Below are 17,587 nucleotides of genomic sequence, written 5' to 3' on the forward strand. Positions count from 1 at the left end.
TCGGGCTCGCAGCACAGACGGGCCGTGAAAGCCATGGGCACTTGTGGTAGAATCAGGGCATGAGCACTGAGGCATTGGTGGCTGCGCGGGGTGGGCTGTGGCTGGCGCTGGCGGCGGCGCTGCGGCCGCATCAGTGGACGAAGAATCTGCTGGTCTTCGCGGCGCTGTTGTTTGCCAAGAGGTTCCTGGGCCCAGGGGCCGAGCGGTTCATTCTGCTGAGCGTGGCGGCGTTCGCGCTCTTCTGTGCCGCGTCGAGCGCGAGCTACCTGCTGAACGACGTGTGCGACGCGGAGCGCGACCGGGCGCACCCGCTGAAGCGGCGGCGCCCCGTGGCGAGCGGTGCGCTGCCGGCGCGGGTGGCGCTGTTGGCGTCGGGGCTCCTGGCCGCGGGCGCCGTCGCCGGGGGCTTCGCCCTCGGCGTGGGGTTCGGGCTGGCGGTGGCGGCCTATCTCGCGCTCCAGGTCGCCTACTCGCTGGCGCTGAAGCACGTGGTGATCCTCGACGTGTTGTGCATCGCGGCGAGCTTCGTGCTGCGCGCGGGAGCGGGGGCGCTGGCAATCGAGGTCGAGTTCTCGCACTGGCTGCTGATCTGCGCGGCGCTGCTCGCGCTGTTCCTGGCCCTCGCGAAGCGGCGGCACGAGCTGGTCGAGGTGGCCGACGCCGTGAACCACCGCCTGAGCCTGGCCGGCTACAGCCCGCAGATGCTGGACCAGATGATCGCGGTCGTCACCGCCTCGACGCTGATGGCCTACGCCCTCTACACGATCGATCGGGAAACCGTGGCGAAGTTCGGCACCGACAACCTCAAGTACACGCTCCCCTTCGTTCTCTACGGCATTTTCCGCTATCTCTATCTCGTCTACTCGAAGCGCGAGGGCGGCAGCCCGGCACGCCACCTGCTCACCGACAAGCCGCTGCTCCTCACGGTCTTCCTCTACGCCGTTGCCAGCGCCTGGATCATCTGGCGCTGGGGAGGGCAGGGGGGCATGCCATGAGCAAGGTCGCCGTCCTCAAAACCACGCCCGAGTCCGTGCTCGACGACTATGCGCGCCTGATGCGGCTGGCGGACCTCGAGGCCCATCTGCCCAAGGGCCGCGAGACGGCGCTCAAGATCAACATCTCGTGGCACCGCTTCTACCCCGCCTGCTCGACTACGCCGTGGCAGCTCGAGGGGGTGATTCGCGGGCTCGTGGCCTCGGGGTATCCCGCCGAGAGCCTCTACGGCGCCCACAACCGCACGGTGGTCGTCAGCGCGCGAAAGGGCGAGGTGGCCAACAGGCACAAGCCCGTGCTCGAGAGGTATGGCGTCCGCAACGTCCACCTCTACGAGAGGGGCGAGAAATGGGTCCGCTACGAGCCGAGGGGCCGGCTGCGCGTGCTCCACGAGATCTTTCCCGACGGCGTGAGAATCCCCCAGCGCTTCATCGGCAGCAACATCGTGCACCTGCCGACCCTGAAGACGCACGTCTTCACCACGATGACGGGCGCGATGAAGAACGCCTTCGGCGGCCTGCTGAGCGAGCGCCGCCACTGGACCCATAGCCGCATCCACGAGACGCTGGTGGACCTCTTGCTGATTCAGAAGGAGATCCATTCGGGCCTCTTCGCCGTGATGGACGGCACGTTCGCTGGCGACGGCCCCGGCCCCCGCTGCATGGTGCCGCACGTAAAGGGCTACATCCTCGCGAGCGCCGACCAGGTCGCCATTGACGCGATTGCGGCGAAGATGATGGGCTTCGACCCGCTGAAGCTGGACTTCATCCGCCTGGCGCACGAGGACGGCCTCGGCTGCGGCGACCCGCGCGAGATCGAGGTCGCGGGCGAGGACATCTCGGGCGTGAACTTCGGCTTCCACGGCAACCAGAACACCTTCGCCAGCCGCGGGCAGAAGCTCATCTACTGGGGGCCGCTGAAGTTCCTTGAAAGGCTCTTGCTCCGCACATTCCTCGTCCCCTGGTCCTATGCCGCCTCGATCCTGTACCACGACTTCTACTGGTATCCCTTCGTGGGGCGGCGGCGTGTGCGCGAGGCCCTCAAGACCGAATGGGGGCAGCTCTTTGAGCGATACTGACCGCCCTCGGCGCAACGGCCCCGCTCGCGATTGGCTCGGCCCCCTGGCCGCCGGCGGGGTGCCGCTGGCCGTGTATCTGGCGACCGCGGCACGGCACGTGCTCGATGGCGACTCGGCCGTCCTCGCGACCCAGGCGTACCGTCTGGGGCTGGCTCAGCCGCCGGGCTATCCGCTGATGGCCCTGCTGGGCAAAGCGGTGACTACGTGCCTGCCGCTCGGCACGCTGGCGTGGCGGGCCCACGCGGTGGCCGCGCTGGCCGCGGCCGGGAGCCTGGCCCTCGGCTACGCCCTCCTGCGGCGGTGGGGCGTCGCGCGCGCCGTGGCCGTGCTGGCGGCCTGGCTGCTGGGCTTTTCGCCGCTGTTCTGGAGCCAGGCGCTGCACGCCAACCCCTACATCGTCGCGGTGGCGGCGGCGCTCGGGGTGATGCTGCTGCTCGACCTGTGGGCTCAGCGTGGCGGGCTGCGGCTCCTGGGCGCCGCGGCATTCGTGTACGGGCTAGGCATGGGCGGCCACCCGAGCCTGGCCCTCTACCTGCCCGCCGTGGGCCTCTTCGCGGTGCTCCACCTGCGCCGCCAAGGCTGGCGCCGCGCGCTCGTGGGGGGCCTGGTGGGCGTGGCCGCTGCGGCGGCAGGGTGCGCGATATGGCTGACGTACGACCTCTACTACCTGGTCACCACGGCTCCCGCCTCGGGAGGCGAGAGCCTGGGCACGCGGCTGGCGGCGCTGCTGACCGCGTCGGGTTCGCCGTCCGACTGGCGGCAGTTCTTCACCGGCGTGGCCGCAGCCGATTACCCGGCGCAACTAGCGCTGCACGCGACGCGGGCCATTGCCGAGCTGTCGCCGGTGGGCGCCCTGCTGGCGTTCGCGGGGGCGATCGCCCTGGGGCGCCGGCGCTGGGACGTCCTGCTCCTCGTGGGCCTGGGCTATCTGGCGCAGATGAACTTCGCCGCCACGCTGCGGCACTGGCACCACTACGATGTCTACCGCCTGCCGTGCCACGCGGTTGAGGCTCTGCTGATGGGGGTGGGGCTGGACCTCGCGTGGGCGCGCGTGAGTGTGGCTCGATGGCGCGCGGTGGCCCTGGCCGCGGCCGCGGCGCTCGTGCTCGGCCCGCCCTATGCCGCATTGGCGTTGTCCCCCGCGGGCCCGCTGCGGCACGTGACCCCGCGGAGCCCCTGGCGGGGCGAGTTTGCGCGCCTCGGCCATCTCGACGGCCTGGGCGCGCTGGGTTGCGCAGAGCAGGGAGCGACAGTTGTGGCGAACTACGGCCCCTATGGGACTCTTCGCTTTCTCCGAGAGGTCGAGGGCGCGGGCGTCGGGGTGCGCCTGGAGGCCGGCTTCGGCCCCGGCGGCGAGCGCTTGCGGGCGCTGCTCGCGGGCGGCGCCCCCGTGTATGCCTATCTGCGGCGCGACGAGACCGCCGCGCGCGAGGGCCTGACCAGGCGCTTCGAGATGCGCGAGACACTGCCCGGCGCACTCCACACGCTCGAGCGGGTGCTCTCGCGCCGCGTTGGGAAGGAGTAGCGAGGCGTGGAGCCCATCCGGCCGCAGCTATCCATCGTCATCCCCGCCTACAACGAGAGCGCGGACATCGAGGCCGCGATCGAGGCCGCCACGGCATTCCTGGCGCAGAGCCGCACGCCGGGCGAGGTGATTGTGGTGGACGACGGTAGCACGGACGACACGGCGGCCCTCACGGCCCGTTACGCAGCGTCGCAACCCGCGGTGCGGCTGCTGCGCAACGGCCGCAACCGCGGCAAGGGCTACTCCGTGCGCCGCGGCGTGCTCGAGGCGCGCGGCGAGGTGATCCTCTTCAGCGACGCCGACGAATCCACCCCGTTCAGCGAAGCGCCCAAGCTGCTCGCGCCGATCGCCGCAGGGGCCGCCGACGTGGCGATCGGCTCCCGCGCCCTGCGCGAGTCGCGGCTCGAGCTGCCGCAGCCCTGGATGCGGCGGGTCATGGGCTGGGTGTTCCGCAACCTGGTGCGGCTGCTCGTGATGCGCGGCATCCGCGACACCCAGTGCGGATTCAAGGCCTTCCGGGCCGCCGCGGCCCGCGAGGTGTTCCCCCGCCAGACGCTCGAGGGCTTCGCCTTTGACGTCGAGGTGCTTTTCATCGCACGCAAGTTAGGCTATCATATTGTCGAGGTGCCGGTCCGCTGGCTCGACTCGCACGACTCGCGGGTGCGCCCGCTGCGCGACCCCGTGCGGATGTTCCTGGACCTCTTGCGCATCCGGCTGCGGGCGTGGCGCGGCGCGTACGCCGAGGCCCCGAGGAGTTGACGGGCGATGCGTTCGGTTGCACTCATCCTCTGGCTGGTGGTGTGCGTGTTCCTCACCCTGCGCCGCCCGTTCTTCGGCGCCGTGGCCATCATGATCCACGCCATCCTCAAGGACGTGCTCATCGTCGAGACATACGGGTTCTTCAACGACGTGCACTTCTACGAGGTGCTGTACATCACCACGGTCGTCGGCGTCTTGGCGACGCGCGGCGACCGCCTCGGCGAGTTCGCCCCTCGGGGATGGGTGGACTGGGGAATCGTGGGCTTCTTCCTGGCCATGCTGCTGTCGGCGGGCGTCAACGGCGTGAGTGTATGGGACCACAAGTACATTGACCTGTACTTCAAGGCGATGGTGCTGTACTTCCTGCTCTCGCGGCTCACCGACACGCCGCAGCGCATGGTCATCACGGCAGTGGCCCTGGTCGCGGCCACGAGCCATCTGATGTTCCTGGCGTGGGAGAAGGTGCACGTGGGCTCGCTGGTGTATGCGCGGCCCTACTGGTTCTCGGCCCAGCACGACTTCGGCCTTCAGCTCGTCATCACCCTGCCGCTCGTCGGCGCGCTGATTGCTGCTCGCCTCGAGGAGCAGGTTCGCGTCGCGGCGGCGGCCCTGCTACTGGTGTTCTTCGCCTTCACCTGGGATTCGGTCTCTCTGGCTTCCTATCGCCCGGCGCTCATCGGCGTCCTCGTCTGCACGCTTCTGGCCGCTGCCGTCGCCACCGGGCAGTTCCGTTCGGTGGTTCGCCTCGCCCTGTTCGTCCTGATCCCGTTCTTCGTTCTCGTGTCTCTGCGTTGCATGTCGCGCTCGGCCTATCTGGGCGCGGGCCTGGGGCTGGCGATGCTGGCCTGGTACTACCGGCGCAAGGTGGTTGTCCTCGTGCTGGCCGCGCCGCTGGTGCTCTTCGCCGTCTACCACCAGACCGAGCGGGTCTCGGCGCGCCTCGAGAGCGTGTGGACCCACAAGCTGCCGACCGGCGAGGTAGACACGTCCATCGACATGCGCAAGGAGCAGATGCGCACGGCCATGCGCATTCTGGGGGCGAACCCGATCTTCGGCATCGGGCCGCGGCAGTTCTTCCTGCGGTACCGCGAGTGGGTGAGCGATGAGGACTTCCGGGGCTGGTCCTACACCATGCACAGCGTGCCCCTGCTGATCCTCACCGAGGAGGGGGCGCTCGGCTTCATCATGTTCTATGGCTTCATCGTGCTCGGCGCGCTGCGCGATGCCCGACGCGCGGTGGCCCTGGCGCGCGAGGCGCCCGAGCTCACCGATGTGGCGGTGGTGGGCGCCGGCGCGTTCATGGGCTTCCTGGCCTGGGCCGCCTTCAGCCTGGGGCAGCCGGCGATGTGGACCATCAACATCTACGGCACCGTGGCGCTCATCTCGGCGGCCCGCCGGGTCACCGAGGCAACGTCTGTCATCTTCGACGACGTGCCGGCGCCCGCCGAGGTGGAAGCCCCGGGGCTCGCCCTCCGCCCGGCCGCCACCGAGGTGCTCTTCCCCTAGAGGAGGTCTCCGCGTGCGGTACCTGGTGACAGGCGGCGCCGGCTTCATCGGCTCCCACCTGGCCGAGGCGCTCCTGGCCGCCGGCGGCGAGGTCTACGTGGTGGACGACCTCTCGACCGGCCGCGCGGCCAACATCGAGCCGCTGAAGGCCGAATCCCGCTTCCACTACTGCATCGACTCTGTGATGAACGGCCCGCTGGTGGCCGAGCTGGTGGACGAGGCCGACGTGGTGTTCCACCTCGCCGCGGCCGTAGGCGTGTTCCTCGTCGTCGAAAGCCCCGTGCGCACCATCGAGACCAATGTCCGCGGCACCGAGACCGTGTTGCACCATGCGGCCAAGAAGAAGCGCAAGGTGCTCCTCGCCTCCACCTCCGAGGTCTACGGCAGCACCATGAGCGCCCGTTTCCGCGAGGACGACGACCTCGTGCTCGGCCCGCCCACCCAGGGGCGGTGGAGCTACGCCTGCTCGAAGGCGCTCGACGAATTCCTCGCGCTCGCCTACCACCGCGAGCGCGGGCTGCCCGTCGTCATCGCCCGCCTGTTCAACACCGTGGGGCCGCGGCAAACGGGGCGTTATGGCATGGTCATCCCCCGCTTCGTCTCCCAGGCCCTGGCCGGAGGGCCGATCACGGTCTACGGCGACGGCACGCAGACGCGCGCCTTCTGCCACGTGAGCGACACGGTGCGCGCCCTGATGGGCCTCGCGGCCGACGAGCGCGCCGTGGGGCAGGTCTTCAACGTCGGCAGCGACGCGGAGCTCACCATCAACGAGCTCGCGGAGCGCGTGCAGCGCGTGGTCAACCCTCGGGCCGCCATCGCCCACGTGCCCTACGACGAGGCCTATGCCCCGGGCTTCCGCGACATGCTGCGGCGCGTGCCCGACATCAGCAAGCTCCGCGAGTTCCTGGGGTTCGAGCCCTCGCTGTCCATCGAACGCATCATCGCCAGCGTGCGCGACCACATCGCGGCTCACGGTGACCGGTGAGGGCGTGCGGACTGCGGAGTGCGGATCGCAGAATGGCCAGAGCGCAACCGCGTGCCCGTCCCGTGCTGCAATTCGCCGACGCGCTGCTCCGCGGCGGCGCCGAGCGGCTGCTCGTCGAGCTGGCCGTGCGGCTCGACCGCGGCCGCTTCGACCCCGCCGTGGCCTGCTTCCGCCAGGAGGCATTCGCCGAGGAACTCAGCGCCGCACGGCGCGCGGTCCACATCGTGCCCAAGCGGCGGGCCTTCGACCTCGGCCTCCTCCTCCGCCTGCGGCGACTCTTGCGGCGCGAGGGGATCGCCCTCGTACACGCCCACGACCTTCAGTCGGCCACCTACGGCCTGCTGGCGGGCCGCCTGGCCCGCGTGCCGGCGATTCTCACCGTGCACGGGCTGGGCATCTTCCGCCAGAAGCGCTCGGCCACGCTCCTCCCGCGTCTGGGGCGATGGCTCGACCGCGTGGTCTTCGTCGGCCACTGGCTCCAGCGCGCCGCGGCCGAAGGGTTCGGCCTGTGCCCCCGCCATCCGCGGGTCGTGCACAACGGCGTAGACATGGCAGCCTTCAGCCCCGGCCCGCCCGAGCCGGCGCGGCGCGCCGAGTTGGGCGTGCCCGAGGGCGCCCTCGTCGTCGGCTCGGTGGGCAATCTGCGCCCGGTGAAAGACTATCCGTGCCTCCTCCGCGCGGTTGCGTCTGCTCGGCGCGTGGTGGGCGGGATGTCCCCATCCCGCGATACGCGGCGCGAGGACACGCCGCCCACAACAGCCGCCGTCATGCTCATCCTCGTCGGCGACGGGCCGGAGCGGCCAGCCCTGGAGGCTCTGACGCACGAACTGGGCATCGCGGGCTCCGTGCGCTTCGCCGGCGCGCGCACCGATGTGCCGCGGCTGCTGCGCCTCTTCGACGTCTTCGCTCTCTCGTCGCGGACCGAGGGCATCTCCGTGGCCCTGCTCGAGGCCATGGCCACGGGCCTGCCCGCCGTGGTCACCGACACGGGCGGCAACCCCGAGGTCGCGGTCGAGGGCGAAACGGCCTGCCTCGTGCCCGTCGGCGACCCCGAAGCAATGGGCGGGGCGCTGGCGAGCCTGCTCGCCGACCCCGCGCGCCGCCGCGCCTGGGGCCAGGCCGCCCGCCGCCGCGTCGAGGCCGAATTCTCGCTCGACCGCATGGTGAACGCCTATGAGGCCATCTACGAAGAACTCATCCGGCATCCCTGAGCGCGATAGCGGAGCCCAGTCCTCAATCCGCGATCCGCAATCCGCAGTCCGCGATGAGGTGACCGTTCTCACCTGGCATGCCCTGGTCGAGCGGGCCGAGGAACTGCACCGCTGGCCGCCGCCCGCTCGGCTCTACGTCTTCACCCTCGAGGAGTTCCGCCGCCAGCTCGACCACCTGGCCGCCGAGGGTTTCAGCACGCTCTCGATGGCCGACCTCGTGCGCTGGCACGGGGGCGAAAGCGGCCTGCCCGAGCGGCCCGTCGTGCTCACCTTCGACGACGGCCACCGCAGCAACGCCGAGCTGGCCCTGCCCGCGCTCGTCGAGCGCCGGCAGCAGGCCGCCTTCTTCGTCACCGCGGGCCGCGTGGGTACGGGCGAGTGGCTCGCCTGGGCGCAACTGCGCGCCTTGTGCGACGCCGGCATGGAGGCCGGTTCGCACTCGCTCACCCACCCCAACCCGTCGGCCCTCACGCGCGAGGCCCTGCGCCACGAGCTGGCGGAGTCCAAGCGCGTGCTCGAGGCGGGCCTGGGCCGAGCCGTGGACTTCGTGGCATCGCCTACCGGCTACGACAGCCGGCACTTCGGGCCGTTGGCCCGCGAAGTCGGCTATCGCGCCGCGCTCCAGGGCGTCATCGGGCGCAACCGCCGCTCGACCGACCTCTTCGCCCTGCGGCGCATCGTCCTCAAGCGCTCCTGTGGCTTCGGCCTCTTCTGCCAACTCGTCAATCCAGCGAGCCACGCCTGGCGACGTCTCCGCGCGAGTCAGGCAATGCGCAATGCCGTCCGTCGAGTGCTCGGCCTGCGAGCTTACGAGGCCATGCGCCGCTTGGTCCTGGGGAGGGAGTAGGCAGTGGCCATCGCCTTCTGGGTCCTGATCGGTCTGGTCAGCCTCGCTTACGTGGGCTATCCCATGCTGCTCGCCATCGTCGCGCGCCTAGCTCGGCGGCCGGCACGTTGCGAGGACATCACGCCAACCGTGACGCTGCTGATCCCTGCCTACAACGAGGAGCGTTCCCTGGCCGCAAAGCTGGATAGCTGCGTGGACCTGGACTATCCGGGGGATCGGCTCCAGGTGATCGTGCTCAGCGACGGCTCGACCGACGGCACGAACGCCGTCGCCGCGCGCTACGCGCCCCACGGCATCGCCCTGATGGCGTTCGCCGCCAACCGCGGCAAGCTGGCCGTGCTGCGCGACGGCCTGGCCGCCGCGACGGGCGAGATCGTGGCCTTCTCCGACGCCGCGAGCCGCCTCGAGCCCGCCAGCCTTCGCCGCCTCGTGCGCCCATTCGCCGACCCGGCCGTCGGCTGCGTGAGCGGCGTCTACAGGGTGCTGCGCCCCGAGGCGGCCCAGCTCGGCGCCGAGGAAGGCTTCTACTGGCGCTACGAAACCTTCGTCAAGCAGTGCGAGAGCGACCTGGCCAGCACCCTGGGCGCCCACGGCTCCCTCTACGCCGTCCGGCGCGCCCTCTGCCCCGACCTCTCGCGCATCCGCACGAACGACGACTACGAAATCCCCCTCCACATTGCCGCGGGCGGCCATCGCGCGGTTTACGCGCCTGACGCCGTGGCGTACGAGGAGGCGACCGAGATGGGCGGCTTCGCACGTCGCGTGCGCATTGCGGTGGGCAACTGGCGCCAGCTTCGCCTCCTGGGCCTCCTCGCCTGGCCGCCGAGGCCCTGGCTGCTCTTCACCTTCGTCGCCCACAAGCTCCTGCGGCTCCTGGGGCCGTTCTGCCTCGCGGCCGCATTCGCCATCAACCTCTTCCTCCCTGGGCCGCTCTACTGTGCCACCCTGGCTGCCCAAGCAGCCTTCTACACCTTGGCTCTCGTGGGCGCCCTGTCGGCTGCCGCGCCGCACCCCGCACCCCGCATTCCGCACGCGCTCCGGCGGTTGAAGCTGCCCTTCTACTTCTGTATGATCAACGCCGCGTATGTGGTCGGCCTCGTGCGGCTGCTCACGCGCAGAGGCGTGCGCTGGAACGCCCCCCGCCGGGAAACCCCCGATGCCTGAGTCCAACCCCCGCAGTTCAAGCCCAAGAGCCGGAACGGTGGGCGAGAAGGTCCGCGAGCACTTCCACGCCACGGCGGCCGAGTTCGACGCGATCTACTCCGGCGACAAGGGCCGCCTGGCCCGCTGGCTTGACCGGCGGCTGCGGTGGGACATGTACGAGCGCTTCCGCCGCACCGTGGCCGAGTGCTCGGCGCCCGGTCTGCGCGTGCTCGACGTGGGCTGCGGCTCGGGCCGCTTCAGCGTGGCCGTGGCGCGGGCCGGGGCCGCCGAGGTGGTGGGCCTCGACTTCGCCGAGAGCATGCTCAGCCTCGCCCGCCGCCTGGCCGAACGCGAGGGCGTGGCCGACCGCTGCCGCTTCCTGAACGCCGACTTCATGGAGCACAGGTTTGCCGAAGCGTTCGACATCACCCTCGCCATCGGGCTGTTCGACTACGTGGCCGACTGCCTGCCTTTCCTCCGCAAGATGCGGCGCCTGAGCCGCCAGAAGGTCGTCACCGCCTTCCCCCGCAGATGGACCTGGCGCGCCCCCGTGCGCAAGGTGCGCCTCGCCCTCCGCGGCTGCCCCGTCTACTTCTTCACGAGGCGCCAGGTCGAGCACCTGATGACGCAGGCCGGCTTCGAGCGGTTCACCGTTGACCGCCTGGGCAAGCTCTTCTTCGTCGTCGGCCACTGCGGCCAGGGGACCCGTTGATGCGCCTGTGTGTCGCAGTTGGCGGCCTCGATTCCGCGCGCTCCGCCGCAGCCGCCTACACCCTCCACACCCTCCTCGACACCCTGGGCCTCGCCCACGACATTCTGCCCGAGGCGGCGGCCGCCGCGCCGCCAGGCCGCGTCGCGCTGACCTATGGACGCCCTGTCGCCGCGGACGCTCTCGTGGAGATCCCCCCCGGCGAGCCGACCACCGCCGACGAGGCGGTCCGCGTCCACCGCCGCGCAATGGCGGATCGCGAGACGCTCTTCGCCGGCGACGGCGCGCGCGTGCGCGTCGAGGCCGACATCGTCGGCGCCGCCGCCTTCTGGCTCACGGGCGGCGACGAGGCGCGCCCCGACCGGGACGCCTTCAGTCGGCTGCGCGGCGCGGGCGGCCCGCTGCCCGTCCCCGCCGTGACCGACCTGATGCACGTGCTGGGGGCCGCTCTGGAGCGCGCCGCGGGGGCCGCGGGCCTCGCGCTCGAGCGCCAGCCCGCCTGGCCCGCCGGCCACAGGTTCGCCGTGCTCCTGAGCCACGACGTGGACCTCTGGCGCCGCCGCACGGCGCGCCGCCTGGCCAGGGACCTCGCCCGCAGCCTCGTCGCGCCCCGCCGCCTTCCTGCCGTGGCCCGGGCCTTCTGCGGCGGCCCCGACCCGTGGAGCGACCTCGATGCCATCGCCGACCTCGAGCAGGCCCGCGGCATGCACTCCACCTTCTTCGTCCTCGCCGGCCGGCCCGACCGGCGGCTGCACGGCAAACGAATCGTCAACTCCTATGATGCCCCGGCCGATGCCGTCCGCGACACGCTTCGCCGCCTCGTCGCCCGGGGATGCGAGGTCGCATTGCACGGCAGCTTCGACTCGTTCGCCATCGCCGAGCAACTGGCGGCCGAACGGCGCGACCTCGAGGCCCTATGCGACGAGCCCGTGCGCGGCTGCCGCCAGCACTTCCTGCGTTTCCACTGGCCCGACACCTGGCGCGCACAGGCCGCCGCCGGCCTGCGCTACGACGCCACCCTCGGCTATCACGACGCCGACGGCTATCGCGCCGGCTTCTCCTTCCCCTTCCGACCCATCCTGGGGCCGGAACCTCCCGCAGGTTCCAGACCTGCGGGAGGCCTGCTCGAGCTGCCGCTCGCTGTATCCGACGGAGCCTTCAGCGACTACGGGCGCCTCGACGCGTCCGCCGCCTGGGAGCGCCTGCGCGCTCACCTCGAACGCACCGAAGCCGACGGCTCGATGCTCGGGGTCCTCTGGCACAACACCCACTTCTGCGACCTCGACGCCCCCGGCTACCGCGGCGTCTATGAGCGGGCGCTCGACTGGATTCGCGACCACGGCGGCTGGGGCGCCTCGGCCATCGAGATCGCCGAGTGGTGGAAGCGCCGCTTGGGCGGTGACGGATAGAACGCCCCTCCCCCAGTGGCCTGCCCCGCTGCCGGGGCGACACACACCTGCTCTTGGGGTAAGTGAAAGGTGACCGATGAAGAGTCTGCTCGTGAGGATCATCAAGCACGCACAGTTCCTCTCGCCCCTTAGGAGGTACTTCTTCTACCGATACATGTACCAGTTCGCCCCCGCTCAACTCGCCTTCCTCTGCAAGTGCCTCGATGAGACCAAGCAGGTGCCGGGAGCGGTTGTGGAGGTTGGATGTGGCATGGGGTGCACGACTGTGTTCCTGAACAGGCACATGGACTTCATCGGCCTGGAGAAGCCCTACATTTGCCTCGACACGTTCCAGGGGTTCACATCTGAGGACGTGAAGGTGGAAGTCGGTGAACGGGGGAAGAACGCCAGGAACTATCGCGTCTTCAACATCAACAGCCAGAAGTGGTTCGATGGCACCATGAGGTCGAACAAGGTCACGCGCGTCCGCTCGATCAAGGCCGACACGAATTCCTTCGACTTCGGCTCTCTCGGCAGGATATCGTTCTGCCTGATCGATGTGGACCTCTATCGCCCCGTGCGGCGTTCCCTGAACGGCGTGTTCCCACACATGAGCCCCGGCGGCATCATCATCGTGGACGATTGCAGGGAGAACACCGCCTACGACGGTGCGCTCCAGGCGTACAAGGAGTTCGTGCAATCGCGAGGGTTGCCTGAGAACATCTCCCTGCGTAAGCTGGGCAGGATTGACGTGGCCTAACCGGCAAGAACCGACTGAGCGCATCCAGGAAAATGCCTGCGCGTTCGACTCACAGCGTCGCCTCAGGGACCGGGCGACCGCCGCCGCTCGACGAACTCCACGATCACCCCCCGCGTGTACTGCGGCGGCACGAAGTTGATGCGGAGTTCCCCCGCCTCGACGGGGGCCTCCTCGAGCAACCGAATGCCCCGCCCCCTCAGCGCCGCCGAGGCCGCGGCCAGATCGGGCACCTCCACCGCGATGTGGTGCAGGCCGCCGAAGCCCTGGTTGAACTGCGCCAGCTTGCCCCCCGTGGGGATGATGAGCTCCAGCGACGCGCCTTCCCCCTCGGTGAACAGGCACGTGGCCTCGTACTCCGCCACGTGCTGGCGGCGCGCGACCCGCAAACCCAGGATGTCGAGCAACGCGACCGCCTGAGCCTCGCTGCGCATGACAATGCCCACGTGGTGCAGCCTGGGTCCCGCCATCTCGCCAACTCCTGCAACGCCGTTGTGCACTATCCCCGGCCCCCCCGAGGCTCAGCTCGAGCGCCGCTTCCCCTCCAGATAGCGCAGGATCCGTTCGAAGGATACCATCTCGTCCAGCTCTGTGGGAGCCACGACACAGTCGAATGTCTCCTCGATGGTCGCAAGGAGCCGCACCGCGCGGAGCGAGTCCCACTCGGCCACCGACTCGGGGCTGGCGCGGGGGATTTCGGGCTCGCTCAGCTCGGGGAACACGGCGGCGAAGCACTCGATGAGGCGGGCGCGCAGGTCGTCAGTCATGCGTCACTTCTCGAACGCGGTGGAACAGCGGAGGACAGGCCTGAGCGAAACGCTCGCGGGTGAGGCGGGCCGCCGGCCCCGGCGGGGCGCCCAGCAACTCGCCCAGGAACGCCTGGAGCGGGCCGTTGCGCGGCGTGGGCTGGAAATCGAAGATGGCCTCGGCCGCCCCGAATCGCTCGAACAGCGCGGCCAGACACCCGTGCTCGATGCGGCGGCCGAAGGCGCGGCAGCTCATCACCCACGTTTCGATGCGCAAGACACCCTCCTCGGCGCGGCCGGCCACGGCCGCGATCTTGCCGAGCGGGCCATACTTGTCGCGGTAGCCGGCCACGAGCAAGAAGGCCCCGGGCCGCACCAGCCGCGCCCGCCACTCGCCCTCGGTCAAGCGGACTCCGTTCAGGTTGAACTGGTTGGTCTTGTTGACAAGTTCCAGCGCGCGCGGGTCGGAGGGCTCCTTGCGGAAGTCCACCGCCAGCTCCGCCTCGGCCTGGCGAAGGAAATCATTCAAATCCGAAACCCGGAATGCGAGATCCGAAATCGCCGCGTGGCGGCGCAGGCTGGCGAGCCGCAGGCCGTCCTCTTCGGTGATCGTCTCCTTGCCGAACAGGTCGCGCAGGCGGCTGAGAAGGGCCACCGCGGCCGCATCGTCCTCGGTCGGGTAGAGCACGCACTCGACCCCGGGGTGCGCGGCCTTCACCTCCGCCAGCTCCATCGGGCTGTCGTCCACGAAGACCACGCTATCGGCGCCGATGTTCCACTGGCGGAGGATTCGGGCGACCGAGGCCGACTTCTGCCCCCAGTTCGCCTCGACGGGGAAGAGGCAGTCGCGGGGCAGCAGCAGGTCCTCGCGCGCCAGGGCCTGCTCGACCAGGTCCGGGTCGTTCTTGGACGCGACGGCGAGGAGCACGCCCGCTGCGGCGAGCGAGTGGAGGAGCTGCTGATAGAGCGCGTGGGTCTGGCTGTGATGATCGAGATCCCAGGCAACCCCCGCGACGCCCGCCTCGCCCAGGATGCCGCGCCAGAGCGTGTCATCGAGGTCGGTGATCAGCCCCTTCTTCGGCGCGGGCGGGCAGAGGAGGCGGGCGAACAACTCGGCCACGGCCGAGGCGTGTGGGAGGGCGTAGGGGAAACCTGAACGCAGCTCGGCGCGCACATCGAGACGCTGGGCGGGGGGGGAGACCTCCGCGAGGCGCTGCGCGTCCACCACACGCACCCCGCCCCTCGCCACGCGCGCCGCGATGCCGGCGACCAGGGCGTGAAGCTCGAGGGCCAGGTGCCCCGCCTGCCACCCGGGCACGCAATCGGCGGGCGGCAGAGGCAGCGTGGGCAGGCACAGAGCTACAGGGGGCAGCGCCGCGTCGCTCAGTGCCGCCTCGATCTGGCTGAGGCGCATGCGCACGGACTCGAGCACGTGCGGCAGGCCGGCGGGGTCCCAGCCGCCCCGGTTGCGCAGGCCGAGGCGTGGGTCGAGGTCGGCCCACTCGATGGCGACAGCCGCCGCAGCGGCTCCAGCGTGAGCCAGCCGCGCCACATTCCCCGCCAGGTCGCCGTAGAGGCCGGCGCGCACCGCCACGCGCCGCGCGGGCATCGCCCGCTGAAGGTGCGCGGCGAGAAACGTCTCGAGGTGCAGCGGCTCGAAGCCGCAAGCGAGCGCCACAACGAACGGTTCGCCATCCGCCGGCGCCTTCTTGAGTGCCTGCAACGCCTCGAGGAGTTTCATCGCTTCAGTCTTCGTATTCCAGGTTCAGGCCATAGTAGCCGCGGAGGAACTGCACGAGGGCGGCGTGGAGCGGGTCGCGCGGCAGTGGCGTGCGCAAGGTGGCCAGGTCAATGGTTGCCTGGAGGCCCTTCGGATCCCGAATCTCGATGCGGGGCCCGGAGTCCGCGGCGGGCCCCTGCGTGACAACGCACTCGCGCCCCTTGCGGCGGAAGCTCAGGCGGCCCGGCGTGGAGGCATCCACCGCGAGGCCCCATTCCCGCGCGAGCACCGCATCGCCGAAGTGCCGCAGCATCGTCTCGACCGCGGCACTCAGCCGCTCGGGAGTCATCGCGCGTTTCAAGTCGGCCATCTTCGCCACGGGGCGAGCGGGATAGCCCTCGGCCACGGTGCCGTCGGGCAAGTCCTTCTTGACGACCGACATGGCGTTGACAAAAACCTCGTTGCCGATGCGAATCCCCGGCTGGATGAAGACGCCCGAGGCGATCCACACGCGGTCGCCGATGGCGACGCCCGCGAACTTCACCCAGTAGCCCTCGGTGTAGGGCAGCCAGACGCCGTGGGTGACGAGGATGCAGCGCGAGCCGAGGGCCGACAGGTCGCCGATCCGCACGTCCTCCCAAACGTTGATCTGCGACTCCGAGCCGACGATCGAGTGGCGCCCCATGCGGAAGCAGGCCGGCCCGTAGATGTGCACGCCGTTGCCGATCACCGAGTAGGCGCCCACGTGCACCTCGCCGCAACGCACCTGCGAGAACGAAAGAATGTGGCAGTAATCGCCCAGCTCCACGCGCTTGCCCGAGACCACGCTGAACCAGCCGATGCGCACCCCACGCCCCACCCGCGCGCCCCAGCCCCAGCGCAACAGCGCCTTCTTGAGCCACGGCGGCGATAGGAGTTGGAGGAGGAGCAGGAGCTTTCTCACGGGAGTCTTCGTCTCATGCCGGGGGCTGAAGCGTCCGGCTCGCCCGTGGGAGAGCGAGGTCACGATGAGATGCCCGGTGCGTGAGGAGTTTACCACAGCCCCCGGCGCGAGTCAACCGGCCTCTTGCCGCAAGCACAGAAATGGCCTGTACATAGCGGCGCAGGCGGCTCCGGGGCGGTCGGGTTGCGCCCGGGCTGTTTGTGCCCTATAATTATCCGGGAACCTGGCGCCTTCCGCCCCATCTGCCGAGGGACCGATCCGGATGTCGAGCGCACCCGAGGGGGATGTGGCCGTTCTGGGGCCGCGCGACCCGCTGGACGAGTGGGACCGCTTCGTAGACACCTCGCCCCAGGGCTGCCTCTTCTGCCGCTCGTGGTGGCTGAAGGCCGTGGCGCCCGGGCAATTCGAGATTCTGGTGCTGCGGCGTGGCGGCCAGATCGCCGCGGGCCTGCCGCTGGCTTACCATCGCAAGTGGGGCTTCCGCACCATCCACATGCCCCAGCTCACCCAGACCCTCGGGCCACTCCTCGCCCCGCCCACCAGCGAGAACTACGAGAGGCGGCTCTCGAACGAAATGGAGACCCTGGCGGCCCTCATCGCCGCCATCCCCCGCGCGGCACACACCAACATCCTCTGCCACCCGAGCCTCACCAACTGGCTGCCCTTCTACTGGGCCGGCTACCGCCAGACCACCCGCTACACCTACGTCATCGAGGGCCTGGGCGACCCCGAGCGCATCTTCGCCAGCTTCGCCCACTCGAAGCGCAAGAACGTCAAGAAGGCCGAGAAGCTGGTCGAGGTGCGGGCAGACCTGCCGCCGCGCGAGTTCTACAACCATCACGCCGCCAGCCTGCGCAAGCAGGGTCAGGCGATCAACTACAGCTATGAGCTCTTCGAGCGCCTCCACCGCGCCACGGCCGAACGCGGCGCGGGCAGGACGTGGTTCGCCGTGGACGCCGGAGGCCGCATCCACTCGGCCATCTTCGTGGTCTTCGACCGCAAGTCGGCCTACTACCTCATCAGCACCATTGACCCCGAGCACCGCGGCAGCGACTCGGCCACGCTGCTCGTGCGCGACGCCATCGCCTTCGTCGCGAAGCACACAGACCGCTTCGACTTCGAGGGCTCGATGGTCCAGAGCGTCGAGGGCTCCTTCCGCAAGTTCGGCGCCGTGCAGACGCCCTACTTTCACATCTACCGAAACGACCTTCCTCTCCCGCTGCGGCTGGCCCTGGCCATCCGCGAAGAAGTGGGCAGGAGCTTCCGCAGGCGATGAG

General features: G+C 70.1%; 17 protein-coding genes. 13 read left to right on the forward strand and 4 right to left on the reverse strand.

What is annotated here, in order from left to right; all coding sequences use genetic code 11:
- The first annotated feature begins 59 nt into the window (after positions 1–59).
- The 12 genes from PLE19_01525 to PLE19_01580 all read left to right on the forward strand — a co-directional run bounded on the left by PLE19_01525 (position 60) and on the right by PLE19_01580 (position 12,904).
- Entirely contained in the window at positions 60–995 is a 936-nt protein-coding gene (locus tag PLE19_01525; GenBank protein HPD13599.1) for a decaprenyl-phosphate phosphoribosyltransferase, read from the forward strand.
- A complete protein-coding gene (locus PLE19_01530) occupies positions 992–2,071 on the forward strand; it encodes a DUF362 domain-containing protein (protein HPD13600.1) in 1,080 nt (359 codons plus the stop codon). The genes PLE19_01525 and PLE19_01530 overlap by 4 nt, the downstream gene beginning before the upstream one ends.
- Positions 2,058–3,596 (forward strand): DUF2723 domain-containing protein, encoded by a 1,539-nt coding sequence (locus PLE19_01535; protein HPD13601.1) that lies wholly within the window; start codon positions 2,058–2,060, stop codon positions 3,594–3,596. The genes PLE19_01530 and PLE19_01535 overlap by 14 nt, the downstream gene beginning before the upstream one ends.
- Positions 3,597–3,602: 6 nt before the next feature.
- Positions 3,603–4,355 carry a glycosyltransferase family 2 protein gene (locus PLE19_01540; protein ID HPD13602.1) on the forward strand — a complete coding sequence of 251 codons (753 nt, stop codon included), beginning with the start codon at positions 3,603–3,605 and terminating at the stop codon, positions 4,353–4,355.
- A 6-nt stretch (positions 4,356–4,361) separates the two neighbouring features.
- The gene (locus PLE19_01545) at positions 4,362–5,861 is read left to right on the forward strand and encodes an O-antigen ligase family protein (GenBank protein HPD13603.1); all 1,500 of its coding nucleotides are present in this window, start codon (positions 4,362–4,364) and stop codon (positions 5,859–5,861) included.
- A 13-nt stretch (positions 5,862–5,874) separates the two neighbouring features.
- Complete coding sequence (locus tag PLE19_01550; protein HPD13604.1) at positions 5,875–6,846, forward strand: GDP-mannose 4,6-dehydratase; 972 nt, start codon at positions 5,875–5,877, stop codon at positions 6,844–6,846.
- Between the two features lie 32 nt (positions 6,847–6,878).
- Complete coding sequence (locus PLE19_01555) at positions 6,879–8,057, forward strand: glycosyltransferase (protein HPD13605.1); 1,179 nt, start codon at positions 6,879–6,881, stop codon at positions 8,055–8,057.
- A 58-nt stretch (positions 8,058–8,115) separates the two neighbouring features.
- A complete protein-coding gene (locus PLE19_01560; GenBank protein ID HPD13606.1) occupies positions 8,116–8,904 on the forward strand; it encodes a polysaccharide deacetylase family protein in 789 nt (262 codons plus the stop codon).
- A 3-nt stretch (positions 8,905–8,907) separates the two neighbouring features.
- Complete coding sequence (locus PLE19_01565; GenBank protein HPD13607.1) at positions 8,908–10,068, forward strand: glycosyltransferase family 2 protein; 1,161 nt, start codon at positions 8,908–8,910, stop codon at positions 10,066–10,068.
- Positions 10,069–10,105: 37 nt separating this feature from the next.
- Positions 10,106–10,759 (forward strand): class I SAM-dependent methyltransferase, encoded by a 654-nt coding sequence (locus PLE19_01570; protein HPD13608.1) that lies wholly within the window; start codon positions 10,106–10,108, stop codon positions 10,757–10,759.
- On the forward strand, positions 10,759–12,165 hold the full coding sequence (locus PLE19_01575) for a polysaccharide deacetylase family protein (GenBank protein HPD13609.1): 1,407 nt from the start codon (positions 10,759–10,761) through the stop codon (positions 12,163–12,165). Before PLE19_01570 ends, PLE19_01575 begins: the two co-directional genes overlap by 1 nt.
- Positions 12,166–12,241: 76 nt before the next feature.
- On the forward strand, positions 12,242–12,904 hold the full coding sequence (locus tag PLE19_01580; GenBank protein HPD13610.1) for a TylF/MycF/NovP-related O-methyltransferase: 663 nt from the start codon (positions 12,242–12,244) through the stop codon (positions 12,902–12,904).
- A gap of 62 nt (positions 12,905–12,966) precedes the next feature.
- Here PLE19_01580 and PLE19_01585 read toward each other — a convergent pair whose 3' ends face one another.
- The 4 genes from PLE19_01585 to PLE19_01600 are packed head-to-tail and all read right to left on the reverse strand — an operon-like array spanning position 12,967 to position 16,310.
- Entirely contained in the window at positions 12,967–13,371 is a 405-nt protein-coding gene (locus tag PLE19_01585) for a VOC family protein (protein ID HPD13611.1), read from the reverse strand.
- 51 nt (positions 13,372–13,422) lie between these two features.
- The gene (locus tag PLE19_01590) at positions 13,423–13,668 is read right to left on the reverse strand and encodes an acyl carrier protein (protein ID HPD13612.1); all 246 of its coding nucleotides are present in this window, start codon (positions 13,666–13,668) and stop codon (positions 13,423–13,425) included.
- Positions 13,661–15,388 (reverse strand): HAD-IIIC family phosphatase, encoded by a 1,728-nt coding sequence (locus tag PLE19_01595; GenBank protein HPD13613.1) that lies wholly within the window; start codon positions 15,386–15,388, stop codon positions 13,661–13,663. Before PLE19_01595 ends, PLE19_01590 begins: the two co-directional genes overlap by 8 nt.
- Before the next feature lie 4 nt (positions 15,389–15,392).
- Positions 15,393–16,310, reverse strand: a complete 918-nt coding sequence (locus PLE19_01600; GenBank protein ID HPD13614.1) for an acyltransferase — start codon at positions 16,308–16,310, stop codon at positions 15,393–15,395.
- 262 nt (positions 16,311–16,572) lie between these two features.
- Between PLE19_01600 and PLE19_01605 the strand changes: the two genes are divergently transcribed.
- Entirely contained in the window at positions 16,573–17,586 is a 1,014-nt protein-coding gene (locus PLE19_01605; protein HPD13615.1) for a GNAT family N-acetyltransferase, read from the forward strand.
- Position 17,587: the final 1 nt, after the last annotated feature.

The organism is Planctomycetota bacterium, from assembly GCA_035384565.1.
GTDB lineage: Bacteria > Planctomycetota > PUPC01 > DSUN01 > DSUN01 > DAOOIT01.

Coding starts and splice junctions, on each gene's coding strand:
- PLE19_01595 (HPD13613.1), bottom strand. CDS start 15,388: ATGAAACTCCTCGAGGCGTTGCAGGCACTCAAGAAGGCGCCGGCGGAT.
- PLE19_01590 (HPD13612.1), bottom strand. CDS start 13,668: ATGACTGACGACCTGCGCGCCCGCCTCATCGAGTGCTTCGCCGCCGTG.
- PLE19_01555 (HPD13605.1), top strand. CDS start 6,879: ATGGCCAGAGCGCAACCGCGTGCCCGTCCCGTGCTGCAATTCGCCGAC.
- PLE19_01605 (HPD13615.1), top strand. CDS start 16,573: ATGTCGAGCGCACCCGAGGGGGATGTGGCCGTTCTGGGGCCGCGCGAC.
- PLE19_01525 (HPD13599.1), top strand. CDS start 60: ATGAGCACTGAGGCATTGGTGGCTGCGCGGGGTGGGCTGTGGCTGGCG.
- PLE19_01580 (HPD13610.1), top strand. CDS start 12,242: ATGAAGAGTCTGCTCGTGAGGATCATCAAGCACGCACAGTTCCTCTCG.
- PLE19_01530 (HPD13600.1), top strand. CDS start 992: ATGAGCAAGGTCGCCGTCCTCAAAACCACGCCCGAGTCCGTGCTCGAC.
- PLE19_01575 (HPD13609.1), top strand. CDS start 10,759: ATGCGCCTGTGTGTCGCAGTTGGCGGCCTCGATTCCGCGCGCTCCGCC.
- PLE19_01585 (HPD13611.1), bottom strand. CDS start 13,371: ATGGCGGGACCCAGGCTGCACCACGTGGGCATTGTCATGCGCAGCGAG.
- PLE19_01545 (HPD13603.1), top strand. CDS start 4,362: ATGCGTTCGGTTGCACTCATCCTCTGGCTGGTGGTGTGCGTGTTCCTC.